This is a genomic window from uncultured Ferrimonas sp., from assembly GCF_947489035.1.
Lineage (GTDB): Bacteria > Pseudomonadota > Gammaproteobacteria > Enterobacterales > Shewanellaceae > Ferrimonas.
This window is the reverse complement of sequence record NZ_CANLCI010000002.1, coordinates 76,128-87,420: the sequence shown is the minus strand read 5'-3', so window position 1 is coordinate 87,420 and position 11,293 is coordinate 76,128. Positions and strand designations below refer to the sequence as shown.

Here is an 11,293-nt window from a genome sequence, read left to right as displayed (position 1 = left end):
GAATTTATTTCGTTTTTAACTTCTTCAAGCTTAACCCTAATTCACGACCACGGTGTCTGGCAAAGTAAGTTGCCGCCAAGAGCCAGATCAGCAAGGCCGCCACGGTCGCCGAGGCGATGATCCGTTCTTGCGGGTAAACCCACCACGAGGTGGCGCTACTGAGCAAATACAGCGAGGCGATAAAGCCAGACCAAGCGTGGGTATAAGGCTTACCCTGCAGCAGCCCAACGCTGGGTAAAAACAGCGGGATCAACAGCAACAGCTGAAAAACGAGGCTTGAGCTGCTTTGGCCGATGGCGGCCCAGCTCAGCAATAACACGACCGACGCAAGGTAGCCCAGTCGGGCGGTAAGGAACCAGCGCTGGGTAAGGGGGCTCATTGGGCTCATAACAGCTCCAACACGGCTTCGGGTGGCCGGCCCACTGCCGCGGCGTTACCGTGGATCACCACCGGTCGCTCAATCAGTTTCGGGTTGGCCACCAAGGTTTGCAGCCACTGTTGTTCGGTGAGCTCGGCGTCGGCCAAGGCCAGTTCGGCAAACAGCGCTTCTTTGGTGCGGGTTAATTGCAATGGGGTTTTGCCGAGCAGCGACAGCACTTGAGCCAGCTCCGTGGTGGAGGGCGGGGTCTCTAAGTATTTTACGATGGTTGGGTTGATGCCACGCTCTTGCAGCAAAGCCAAGGTTTGGCGGCTTTTGGAGCAGCGGGGGTTGTGCCAAATGGTGGTCATGATGATCTCCTTATTATTGTTTGAATTGGTGCTTGCAGCTGCGGCAACGGGGCCGCTATTTAAATTGTTGTAACTGCTGTTGTGCCAGTCGCATCTGTTTAATGCGCGCGTCGATGCGCGCCAGCTGCAGCGGTTCTTGGCGCGATAACCGATAAGCGTGCTGCAGTTGATCAATGGCGAGTTCGTAATTGGCGCGCAGCGCCAGCAATTCCGCTTGGGTTAGGTAGCGCTGGGCATTGAGCTCTAAGCGCCGGTACACGGTGCTCAGTAACGACAACACCGTTGAGTTTTGTGGCTGCAAGATTTGCAGCTGCTCCAGCAGCCGTTGGGCTTGCTCGATTTGGCCTTGCTCCAGATAACTGTTGGCTAAGTTAATCTCGATCACCGCATTATTGGGGCGATTTTTACGGGCGGCTTGCAAGGCATCAATCGCGAGTTGGTGTTGACCGCTGGCCAGCATCACATCGGCGTAGCTGTCGAGGTAAAACAGGTTTTGCGGATCTTGATTCAATAACTTGCTGATCAGCGGCTTGGCATCGGTCAGGTTGTCTTGTTTCAGGTAAGCCAACACCAAGCCATATTCTGCCGCGGCGCGAAAACGCTGATCGATGCTGGCCAGTTGCTTGGTAAAGATGTCGATGGCGCGATCGGCACTGTAATCGGAGTAACGCACCTGCACGCGGGCTTTGGCCAAACGGAACAGCAGGCTGTCGTCGACTCGCCGTGGCGGGTAGCGGGCGGCGCGGTTACGGCTGTCGGCGATGCGCGATTCGGGCAGGGGGTGGGTTAACAACATCGCCGGTGGTTTGGTGGCAAAGCGATATTGTGCGGCCATTTTGCCAAAGAAGCTCGGTACGGCGTTGGCATCAAAACCGGCTGCCACCATCGAACGCATGCCAATCCGATCCGCTTCTTGTTCGTTACTGCGGGTGTAGTTGATCTGGGCTTGTTGGCCTAAGGCCAAGGTGGATTGCAAGGCGGCGATCCCAGCCTCGGGGGCGGCCATCGCTAAGATGATGGAGCCCAGCACCCCAGCCACTGTGGCGGGGGTATTTTTACGCTGCGCTTCAATCGAACGCGCCAAGTGACGCTGGGTCACGTGGGCGATTTCGTGGGCCAGCACCGACGCCAATTCACTTTCGTTGTCGGCATACAGAAACAGGGCGCTGTGCACCCCAACGTGGCCGCCAAAGAAGGCAAAGGCGTTGATGGTGTTGTTGTTGACCAAGAAAAACTGAAACGGGGTTTTGACGTTATCCGCGTAGGCAACAATGCGATGGCCGATGTCATCCAGGTATTCGGTAAGCACCGGATCGGTCACCAACGGCAACTGCGAGCGCATTAAGCGCATGTAGATCCCGCCAATCTCATTTTCTTGGTCGATAGAAAGGGTACTGCCCGCCACGGTGCCCAGTTCTGGCAGATCGTTACTGGCGTACACCGTGGCCGCGCTGAACAGGGCGGAACAGCAGCACAGGAGGGTGGCGATGGTTCGACGTTTAATCTGAATCACAAAATCCGTTCTTTGTTTGATGCCGGTACAGTTTACCGTTAATAAAATCTGCTGCGCCAGAGGTTTAAGTTTTGCCAACAGCAAGCGATAATGGCGCTTATATCCAAAGGATACCTGTTGTATAACATGGCGGTAGAGCGATGCCTGAAAAATTAGCCATTACGGACTTACGTCATCTGCGCTGCCCAATGGCCTTTGTACAGGCAAAAATGGCCATTATCGAGCGTTGTCGGTCGCAGCCGTTAGTATTGCTGTTATCTGACCCTGGAACACGCCAAGATGTTCCGCGTTGGTTAGACAAAAACCAGATTAAGTATTGTATTCAGGCCGACACAGCAAGCGGCATGACCATCCAAATTACCGGCTAAGCCGAGGAAAACTGAACCCGAATGTGGAATTTTGTTCGTAGCTGGTATCAAGAAAAGTTCTCTGATCCCAAGGCCGTGACGTTAGCGGCGATTTTATTAACCGGTTTTGCGGTGATCTACTTCTATGGCCAACTGCTGATGCCCATTTTGGTGGCCGTGGTGTTGGCTTACATGCTCGACTGGCCGGTTACGCGGCTGTCGAACCTTGGCGTGCCTCGTGCGGTTGGGGCAGGATTAGTGTTGGCGGTCTTCGCCTTACTGGTGGCCGTGGTGGTGCTGGTGCTGTTGCCGGCGTTATGGCAGCAGGGGATGGCGCTGGCGCGTGAGATGCCAACCATGTTTGCCAAGTGGCAGGGGGTGTTGCTGGAGTTACCGCAGCGATACCCAAACTACATTGACCAAGCCCAGCTGAAATCCATACTGCAGTCGTTTAACGACTCCCTATTAGGAGTAGGCACTAACTTAGTGTCGCTGTCGTTGTCGTCGCTGCTGGATCTGGTGGCCTTGATGGTTTACGCCATTGTGGTGCCGCTGCTGCTGTTCTTCTTCTTGAAAGACAAAACCGAGTTGCGCCGCAGCTTTGCCCGTTTTGTGCCGCAAAACCGCGAACTGGCCAATGCGGTCGCCAAAGAGATGAACGTGCAGATCGGCAACTACATTCGCGGCAAAGCGATTGAGATTGTGATCATCGGTGGCGCCACCTTTATTGGTTTTGCGGTGTTTGAACTGCGCTACGCGGCGCTGCTGTCGGTGCTGGTGGGCTTGTCGGTATTGATCCCTTATATTGGCGCCACCATCGTCACCATTCCGGTGGCCATTGTGGCCTTCTTCCAGTTTGGGATCTCGCAAGAGTTTGGTTACGTGATGGCGGTGTATGGGGTGATCCAAGCCCTTGATGGCAACCTGCTGGTGCCGCTGCTGTTCTCGGAAGCGGTGAACCTGCATCCGGTGATGATCATCATCGCGGTGCTGATCTTCGGCGGCTTGTGGGGCTTCTGGGGGGTATTCTTCGCCATCCCACTGGCCACCTTGGTGAAAGCGGTGATCAACGTTTGGCCAACCCAGGCTGATGAGATGACCGAAGCCTAATTTGAGACCAACTCGATTCCAGCGAAGGCTTGGGACAGATTGAGGTCAGGTTAAGACTTGGTCTTGCCCCAGAGTTACTGCGCTGCAACGCTCGCTTCGGCGAGCGTTTTGCGTTGGGGCAAGGCTGGCTCGGTTAGGGCGAGTGGGGCAGTCAGGGCTTCGGCGTGATCGGCTTCTAAGGCGTAGCCGCTGGAGTATTGCTCCATGTGGTAGTCGCGAGTGTAGAGCGTGCCACGGATGACGATGGGATCGCTGCTTAATTGAAACGGCAATCCGGCGGGGTAACGCACGTGCACTAACTGATTGGTGGCCGGTGGCGGCACATGCACGCAGGCGCCGAGGTAGGGCACCAGCAAAAACTCGGTGATGCGCTGGCCATCGCCCAGCAATGGCACCACAAACCCGCGCAGCTGCACCGCTTGGCCATCCCATTGCGCCAGCACTTGCCCTTGCTGCTGTTGCCATTCAATGGGGCTGCGTTCATTGACAAAGGGCGTGCCCAGATGGGGGTTGATGGCAACCACTCCTTGGCCGCGTTCGGCCAGTGGCTGCAATTGTGGCCAGCTCAGTGGAATGGGCTCGGCCGCCACGCTGGCGCTCACCAGCAGCGCGAGTAACAGTGATTTCATGCTGGGCTCCATCCCGGCGGGGCTGAGGGGCTTTCTTAAACGTAAGCATAGCCCTAAGCGCCGCCCTTCAGCGGAGACAACAAAACGGCGCCGTTGGGCGCCGTGTCAGTCGGGGTCGGGCTCGCCACGGCCGGTGGCTCAGGCGCTACCCCAGTTGGGCTTGGTTCATCAGGCTGCGATCCTCGGGGATCTCATTGTAAGAGAGCACATGCAGCCCCTTGGCAAAGGCGTGGGCATAGCGTGCCAGCAGTGGCCGTAAATGGGGCGACACCAGCAACACCGGCGGGTGCGGCCGATTGGGATCGCTGTGCAGCAGTTGTGGCATCTGCTGTTGCAACTTGGCCAAAATCTCTTGATCCACCGGGAAGCTATCAAGGCTGGTTGGCCCCGACTTTTGCGCTTGGGTCAGACTATTAAGCAAGGTTTGCTCCAGCGCTGGGGCGAGGGTGGTTACCGCTAAATCGCTGTCGGGCCCCGCGATGTTGGTGACAATGCTGGCGCGCAGGGCACAGCGGATATCGGCGGTTAATAACAACGGCTCTTTGCTGTTCTCAACGCTGTCGATCAAGGTGGTGGCGATGGCGCGAATATCGGTCAACGCCACCCCCTCTTTCAGCAGCATCCGAAACACCTTGAGCTGCTGAATTGGGGTTAAGGCACCGGTTAACGCTTCGGCCAATTTGGGGGCGATTTGCGCTAAGCGGTTGTTGAGCTCAGACACATCATCGTGTTGCAGCATCTGCTCGGTGCATTCGCGCAAAATCTTACTTAAATGGGTGGCGATGATGGTGGCGTGTTCCACCACCGAATAGCCCATGTTCAACGCGCGGGCTTTGTCGTCGCTGTTGATCCACAGCGCCGGCATGCCGTAAGCGGGATCTTGGGTGATCTGCCCCTCGACCTTGCCGTACAGCTGGCCGGTTTCAATCGCCATCAACGAATCCGGTTGCAGCTCGCCACTGGCCACCAAGCGGCCAGACAACTTCACCTGATAGGCATTGGGAGACAAACTGAGGTTATCCCGCACGCGGATCTCCGGCAGCAAAAAGCCCACCTGTTCAGACAGGGTGCGGCGTACCCCCGTTAACCGTTTGATCAGCTCGGCGCCTTTGCTGCGATCCACCAGATGCACTAAGCGAAAGCCAACGCTCAGTTCAATCAGATCCAGATGGGGCAGTGCATCCCACGTCGGCGCGGGGGCGTCTTCGGTGATCTTCTCTGCTTTTTGTTCAACCTCTTTCGGTACGCTGACGTTGGGCTGAGTACGCATGCGCCAAGCGGCAAAAAACAGCACCGCAGCAAAACTTAAGAACACCAAGGTTGGCATGCCCGGCACGATGCCGATGATGGTCATTACCGCACCGGCGCTCATTAGCGAGGTGGGCGAGGCCAACAGTTGCTGTTGCAGCTGGCTTGGCAGGTTTTCAGCGTTAGAAGTACGGGTAACAATGATGGCGGCGGCGGTGGCCAGCAGCAGCGAAGGGATCTGCGCCGCCAAGCCATCACCGATGGTCAGCAGGGCGTAGGTGCGGAACGCATCCCCAGCGCTTAAATCGTACATTAAGGTGCCGATCAGCAGGCCACCGATAATGTTGATGGCCAGGATCAACAGACCGGCGATGGCATCGCCGCGCACAAACTTCGAGGCGCCGTCCATCGAGCCGTAGAAATCCGCTTCGTCAGTGACCTCTTTGCGGCGCTTGCGGGCCTGATCTTGGTTGATGGCGCCGGTGTTCAGATCCGCATCAATCGCCATCTGTTTGCCGGGCAAGGCATCCAAGGTAAAGCGGGCGCTGACTTCAGAGATCCGCTCGCCGCCTTTGGTGATCACCACAAAGTTGATGATCATTAAGATCAGGAACACCACCGCGCCAACCACGTAGTTGCCGCCGATCACCACATCGCCAAAGGCTTGGATCACCTTACCGGCGGCGTCCCCCCCTTGGTGGCCTTCAATCAACACCACCCGGGTTGAGGCGACGTTTAGGGTGAGTCGCAGCAGCGTGGCCAGCAGCAGCACCGTTGGAAACAGGCTGAACTCGAGCGGACGGCGGATCGATACCGCCACCAGCAGCACCATGATGGCGAGGATAATGTTGAAGGTGAACAGTATGTCCAGCAGCCAACTTGGGATCGGCAAGATGATCATTGCCAGCATCGCCAACAGCAGCGTAGGAACGGCGATCAGGTTGCCGTTGGCGGTAAGAGGATTAGACAGCTTCATGGGCGGCGTGGGGTCGGTTCCGTTTGTAGATGAGCGGGGATCGGCAACGTCGGCAGCGGCGCAGGCTGATGGCCTTCACCGCGGCGTGCCGCTTGCAGTTGGGCAACGTACCTCAACACCTGTGCCACTGCGCGGTACAGGGTGGGCGGGATCTGTTGTTCGATGCGCGTAGAAAAATAGATGGCGCGGGTGAGCGTGGGCGCTTCCACCACCTCTAAGTTCAGGCTTGGGGCGAGGGTTTTCATGTACAGCGCCAGTTCATCAACCCCTTTGGTTAGCACAAACGGGGCTTCGGCTCGTTGTTCGTCAAACTTCAGCGCCACCGCATAGTGTTCTGGGTTCACCAGCAGCACATCCGCCTGAGGCAGCGCGGTGGTGGTACGAGCGCGCGCCATCTGCTGCTGAATTTGGCGAATCTTGGCTTTCACTTCTGGCTTACCCTCCTGCTGCTTGTGTTCATCCTTTACCTCTTGCTTGGTCATCTTCAGATCGTTGTTGGTTTTCCACAGCTGGTAGGGCAGATCGAGGGCGCCGATGGCCAAGGCGCCAAAGGCCAGCAGCAGCACCCCCAACAACACATCACCAAGGGCAGCAAAGATGGCCTGATAGGGAGTGAGCCCCAACAGTTGCGGCAGATCGGCGGCGATCCCCTTGAGGTAAAGCAGGGCGATGCCAACAAACACGGTCACTTTTAAGATCGATTTGCCCAGCTCCACCCAGGATTGCTTGCCGCCAATTTTGGCCAGCCCTTTGATCGGGTTGAGCTTGCTGAATTTTGGTGCCAGCAAGCTGGGGTAAAACAGCGGCCCCTTGGGCAACATGGCGGCAAGGGCGGTGGCCAACCATAACCAAAACAGGGTTTGACTGAGGATCAGCAGCATGTTTTTCAGGCTTTGGGCCAGATGCCGAGCCATCAGATCCTGTTGTTGCAGATCCTCTGGGGTTAACAGCCAGTTATCGCTAAACAGGGTGCCCATCTCGGCCATTAATTCGCGGCCGTTTAACAGCAACAGCGCCATGGCGCAGATCAGCAACAGGCCGCTGGTGAGATCTTTAGAGCGCGGTACCTGCCCCTGCTTTTTGGCTTTCTCCAGTTTCTTGCGGCTGGGCTGTTCGGTTTTTTCGCCGCTGCTTTGCTGACTCATTGGCGCTCCTTAGGGCTGCACAAACTGCTGCATCATCTGCAGGGCTTGGGCGCTGTAATCGCCATAACGGCTGGGCAGCAACTGTTGCAGCAGCGCCATCGCCCCTAACCCCATCAACATCGCCATCGGAAAACCCAGAGCAAAGATGTTGAAGCTGGAAGCCGCGCGGTTCATAACCCCAAACGTTAGGTTTACCAGCAGCATCGCCACCACCGCCGGTAAGGCCGTAAGCAACGCCGAGGCGATCAACCAGCCAAACTGCAGCGCCAATTGGTACAGCGGTAAGCTGAAGATCCCTTTGCCGACGGGCCAGCTGTGAAAGCTGGCGGCGTACACCTGCAGCGCCACGTTATGGCCATCCATGCCCAGAAACAGCAAGGTGCCGTACAGCAGCAACCATTGCCCCAGCAGGGCGTGGCTGCCGCCGTTGATGGGATCGTTCATGATGGCCATCGACAGCCCCATTTGCATCGACACAATGCCGCCAATCACCGACATGATCTGCAAACAAAACAGCAGTGGCATCGCCATTAAAAAGCCCAGCAAGATCTGCTCTAGGCTCAGCAATACCGCTCCGGCGGAGGCCAGTTCCAGCTGTGGCATGGCGGGCATCAACGGCAGTGCCACCAGCGCCACCATCAGTGCCAGCAGCACTTTTACCCGCATGGGGATGTAGCGGCTCGACAGCATCGGCAGGGTTAAAAACAGCCCCATAGCACGACAAAAAGGCCACCAGATCAGCCCCAACCATGCGCCAATTTGCGCCATCGACAGCTCTAACATCAGCTGATCAACTGCGGAATGTTGTGGAACAGATTGGTAAAGAAATCACCAATCAAACTCAGTAGCCACTGGCCGATGATCAACACCATCGCCAAGGTCAGCAGCAGTTTGGGTAAAAAGCTTAAGGTTTGTTCATTCACCTGCGTGGCCGCTTGGAATACGGCGATCAACACCCCCAGCAACAGGCCGGGAATAACCAAGGCAGAGACGGCTTTGAGGACGATGATGATCGCTTCGGAAAAGACCGCCGTGATGGTGATGTCGGTCATCGCTAACTCCAATAACTGGCGGTAAGGGTGGCAGAGAGCATCGACCAGCCATCCACCAGCACAAACACCATCAACTTAAAGGGCAGCGAGATCACCAGCGGCGACAGCATCATCATCCCCATCGACATCAACACGCTGGCGACAATCAAATCGATGATCAAAAACGGCAAGAACAGCAAGAAGCCAATCTGAAAGGCGGATTTCAGTTCGCTTAAGACAAAGGCGGGGATCAGCACTAAAAACGGCACCTGATCGTCTTGCAAGGTCATGTCTTCGCCGGAGATCCGCAGCATCTGTTCAACGTCGCTGCGGCGGGTGTTGGGCTGAATAAAATCCCGCAGCGGCACTTCGGCGCGGCTCAGAGCCTCGGTAAAGTTGATCTGCTCTTGGTCGTAGGGGGCGATGGCGTCGGTGTAGATGGCGGTGCCCACCGGGCGCATGATGCACAGGGTCAGCACCAGCGCCAGCCCAACCAACACTTTGTTGGGGGGCGACTGCTGCAAGCCAATGGCTTGGCGCAAAATCGCCAGCACCACAATGATGCGGGTAAAGCTGGTGAGCATCAGCAGCATGGCCGGCAGCAGGCTCAGCAGGGTCATTAACGCGAGGATCTCCAGCTTAATGGAGATCTGCTGATTGCTGTCGCCGTCGGTTAGGTTCAGCAGCGGCAACGACAGCTCTGCGGAAGCCGACGGTGCCAGCAGCAGTAGTGTCATCAGCAGCAGCGCCAGCAGCGGAGAACGGCCCACCTTAGGACTCCCCCTGCTGGACGATGGAGGGGGTAACGGCGGTAAGGCGCAGATCCAACATGCCATCGTTCTGGCCCAGTTCTCCGCTGCCGATGGCTTCGCCGTTCACTCGCAGCATCATCTGCGGTTGATGGGGCTCGGCTAACACCAGCACATTGCCCACTTGCAGCTGTTGCAGTTGCGCCAAGGGCAGTGAGATCCGTGCCAGCTCAACGGTCAGTTGCAGCGGCAGACCGGGAAATTGGTTGATGTCGCCACTGCGCTGGGGGGCGTCGTGGTCGCTGGGTTGATCCAGTAACAGATCGTCCAGCAAGCCGTCGTCGAGCATCAGATCGGGATCGAGGTTAGTCATGGGAGATCTTTACCACCATCGAATGTTCTTGGGTGTGCACCTGCCCAGTAAAAAGGCGGCGTCCAGCAATGGTGACCGGACAACTTGGGTGCAGGTTAATCGGCAGGATCTCGCCGGGCTTCAGCTGATGCAGGTTATGCAGCGGGATCGACATCGACGCCAGCTCCACTTTCAGCTGCACCGGCACTTGCTCCAGCTTGTGTTTCAGCCCTTGGCTTAGATCCGGCGCTTCCGGTACCACTAAGGATTCGTCGCAATAGAAGCGATCGGCCAGCTCTGGGGCAAACCACAGCGACAGCTCGGGCAGGTCAACGTCATCGGGCCACTGGCCAACAAATTCCACCCCTTCGCGATAATGCTCGGGCGCCAATTCGGTGGTGGTGCTGATGGTGACGCTGCTGGCCACCGCAACTTCGGGGCTCAGCTGGCTTAGCACCGCTTTAAGCAGGCGCTCGGCTTGGCGTAATTCCGGTTTCAGTTGGCTTTGCAGGGGCGAAAGCCACTGAAAATGCTTGCTGCCGTAGTAGGCGCCGGCCAGTTGCAACAAGGTGCAGGGATCAATGCGCAGCACCGCCAGTAAGCGGCTTTGCTCGGCAATCACAAAGGTGCGCCAGGGGTGCAGATGGCTGGGGGCGACCACTTCATGGCCACTGTTCAGCTGCAGCTGGGTCAGTTCGGGGTAGCCTTGGCGCAGCAGTGGTTTTAGGGCGTCGTTCAGCGCCAGCAGCATCGGCCGGCTCAATTGCTGCCAGTGATCGCGCTGATGGGCAAAGGCGGCGTCGCCTTTGATCAAACTACGGCTGGGGTAGTCGGCGGTGCGTTCGCTGCAGTCGATGAAGGCGGAGGATCTCATTACCACAGTCCTTTTGCTTTGACGTTGGCCACTTTTTGCATGGTGTCGGCCGAAGGCAGATCACTGTCGTTGGCGCCGGCAGTGATCGGCTCGTTGCGGTGGGCGCTCGGGGTTACCGCCGCGCTGAGCTGAGCCCCAGCCAGCTGTTGCTGCAGGCTTTGCAGCTGCTCGGTTAGCTGCTGGTTTTGTTGCTGCAATTGCTGCTGCAGCTGTTGTTGCTGTTGCAGCAGCTGCGCCAGCTGTTGTGGCAGCTGTTGTGGCAGTTGGCTCTCGCCGCCGCCGAGGTTGGCGCGGGGGCTGAGATCCAGCTGATCACACAGGGTTGACAGCTGCACTTGGGTGGGCCCAAAGCTGTCTGCCAAGGTGGCGGGTAGGCCACTATCAAGCAGATGCAAAAACAAACCAGAGAGATAGATCTGACGGTTAAATTCGCTGACGGCCACCGCGTTTTCGTCGTTGGCGTGGCACTGCTCTTGCTGCTTTAACCATTGGCGTAACACCACGAGGGCGTAGTCGTGCGCCGGATTGGTATCAACGTCTAAGGTGAATTGGCAGCGGATCTGCTTCGGCCCTGTGCGCTCAGTCATAAC

The 11,293-nt window shown here is 57.3% G+C and carries 14 protein-coding genes; 2 read left to right on the top strand and 12 right to left on the bottom strand.

The window, feature by feature from the left end:
- Positions 1-4 precede the first annotated feature (4 nt).
- Genes Q0796_RS01700 through Q0796_RS01690 form a run of 3 tightly spaced genes read right to left on the bottom strand, consistent with a single transcriptional unit; the run spans position 5 to position 2,242 of the window.
- The gene (locus tag Q0796_RS01700) at positions 5-388 is read right to left on the bottom strand and encodes a DUF2069 domain-containing protein (RefSeq protein WP_298439621.1); all 384 of its coding nucleotides are present in this window, start codon (positions 386-388) and stop codon (positions 5-7) included.
- Positions 385-735, bottom strand: coding sequence for an arsenate reductase (glutaredoxin) (gene arsC, locus Q0796_RS01695; protein WP_298439966.1), 351 nt, complete (start codon positions 733-735; stop codon positions 385-387). The genes Q0796_RS01700 and arsC overlap by 4 nt, the downstream gene beginning before the upstream one ends.
- A 49-nt stretch (positions 736-784) precedes the next feature.
- Positions 785-2,242, bottom strand: a complete 1,458-nt coding sequence (locus Q0796_RS01690; RefSeq protein WP_298439619.1) for a M48 family metalloprotease — start codon at positions 2,240-2,242, stop codon at positions 785-787.
- A gap of 140 nt (positions 2,243-2,382) precedes the next feature.
- On the opposite strand from Q0796_RS01690, the gene Q0796_RS01685 reads away from it, so the two are divergent.
- A complete protein-coding gene (locus Q0796_RS01685) occupies positions 2,383-2,610 on the top strand; it encodes a sulfurtransferase TusA family protein (RefSeq protein ID WP_298439618.1) in 228 nt (75 codons plus the stop codon).
- Positions 2,611-2,631: 21 nt separating this feature from the next.
- A complete protein-coding gene (locus tag Q0796_RS01680) occupies positions 2,632-3,699 on the top strand; it encodes an AI-2E family transporter (RefSeq protein ID WP_298439616.1) in 1,068 nt (355 codons plus the stop codon).
- 74 nt (positions 3,700-3,773) lie between these two features.
- Here Q0796_RS01680 and Q0796_RS01675 read toward each other — a convergent pair whose 3' ends face one another.
- From Q0796_RS01675 to Q0796_RS01635, 9 genes are all read right to left on the bottom strand, one after another.
- Positions 3,774-4,328, bottom strand: coding sequence for a DUF3299 domain-containing protein (locus tag Q0796_RS01675; protein ID WP_298439614.1), 555 nt, complete (start codon positions 4,326-4,328; stop codon positions 3,774-3,776).
- A gap of 145 nt (positions 4,329-4,473) precedes the next feature.
- A complete protein-coding gene (gene flhA, locus Q0796_RS01670) occupies positions 4,474-6,552 on the bottom strand; it encodes a flagellar biosynthesis protein FlhA (RefSeq protein ID WP_298439612.1) in 2,079 nt (692 codons plus the stop codon).
- Positions 6,549-7,697: a flagellar type III secretion system protein FlhB gene (locus Q0796_RS01665; protein ID WP_298439609.1), complete on the bottom strand. Its 1,149-nt coding sequence runs from the start codon at positions 7,695-7,697 to the stop codon at positions 6,549-6,551. The genes flhA and Q0796_RS01665 overlap by 4 nt, the downstream gene beginning before the upstream one ends.
- Before the next feature lie 9 nt (positions 7,698-7,706).
- Positions 7,707-8,480, bottom strand: a complete 774-nt coding sequence (gene fliR, locus Q0796_RS01660) for a flagellar biosynthetic protein FliR (RefSeq protein WP_298439607.1) — start codon at positions 8,478-8,480, stop codon at positions 7,707-7,709.
- Entirely contained in the window at positions 8,480-8,749 is a 270-nt protein-coding gene (locus tag Q0796_RS01655; protein ID WP_298439605.1) for a flagellar biosynthetic protein FliQ, read from the bottom strand. Before Q0796_RS01655 ends, fliR begins: the two co-directional genes overlap by 1 nt.
- Positions 8,750-8,751: 2 nt before the next feature.
- Positions 8,752-9,465, bottom strand: a complete 714-nt coding sequence (gene fliP, locus Q0796_RS01650) for a flagellar type III secretion system pore protein FliP (protein WP_298439964.1) — start codon at positions 9,463-9,465, stop codon at positions 8,752-8,754.
- A 34-nt stretch (positions 9,466-9,499) separates the two neighbouring features.
- Positions 9,500-9,850, bottom strand: coding sequence for a FliM/FliN family flagellar motor switch protein (locus tag Q0796_RS01645; protein ID WP_298439603.1), 351 nt, complete (start codon positions 9,848-9,850; stop codon positions 9,500-9,502).
- Entirely contained in the window at positions 9,843-10,703 is an 861-nt protein-coding gene (locus Q0796_RS01640) for a FliM/FliN family flagellar motor switch protein (protein ID WP_298439601.1), read from the bottom strand. The genes Q0796_RS01645 and Q0796_RS01640 overlap by 8 nt, the downstream gene beginning before the upstream one ends.
- On the bottom strand, positions 10,703-11,290 hold the full coding sequence (locus Q0796_RS01635; RefSeq protein ID WP_298439599.1) for a hypothetical protein: 588 nt from the start codon (positions 11,288-11,290) through the stop codon (positions 10,703-10,705). Before Q0796_RS01635 ends, Q0796_RS01640 begins: the two co-directional genes overlap by 1 nt.
- Between the last annotated feature and the right edge of the window lie 3 nt (positions 11,291-11,293).

Coding starts and splice junctions, on each gene's coding strand:
- Q0796_RS01655 (WP_298439605.1), bottom strand. CDS start 8,749: ATGACCGACATCACCATCACGGCGGTCTTTTCCGAAGCGATCATCATC.
- Q0796_RS01640 (WP_298439601.1), bottom strand. CDS start 10,703: ATGAGATCCTCCGCCTTCATCGACTGCAGCGAACGCACCGCCGACTAC.
- flhA (WP_298439612.1), bottom strand. CDS start 6,552: ATGAAGCTGTCTAATCCTCTTACCGCCAACGGCAACCTGATCGCCGTT.
- Q0796_RS01700 (WP_298439621.1), bottom strand. CDS start 388: ATGAGCCCAATGAGCCCCCTTACCCAGCGCTGGTTCCTTACCGCCCGA.
- fliR (WP_298439607.1), bottom strand. CDS start 8,480: ATGTTAGAGCTGTCGATGGCGCAAATTGGCGCATGGTTGGGGCTGATC.
- Q0796_RS01665 (WP_298439609.1), bottom strand. CDS start 7,697: ATGAGTCAGCAAAGCAGCGGCGAAAAAACCGAACAGCCCAGCCGCAAG.
- Q0796_RS01685 (WP_298439618.1), top strand. CDS start 2,383: ATGCCTGAAAAATTAGCCATTACGGACTTACGTCATCTGCGCTGCCCA.
- fliP (WP_298439964.1), bottom strand. CDS start 9,465: ATGACACTACTGCTGCTGGCACCGTCGGCTTCCGCAGAGCTGTCGTTG.
- Q0796_RS01635 (WP_298439599.1), bottom strand. CDS start 11,290: ATGACTGAGCGCACAGGGCCGAAGCAGATCCGCTGCCAATTCACCTTA.
- Q0796_RS01645 (WP_298439603.1), bottom strand. CDS start 9,850: ATGACTAACCTCGATCCCGATCTGATGCTCGACGACGGCTTGCTGGAC.
- Q0796_RS01680 (WP_298439616.1), top strand. CDS start 2,632: ATGTGGAATTTTGTTCGTAGCTGGTATCAAGAAAAGTTCTCTGATCCC.
- Q0796_RS01675 (WP_298439614.1), bottom strand. CDS start 4,328: ATGAAATCACTGTTACTCGCGCTGCTGGTGAGCGCCAGCGTGGCGGCC.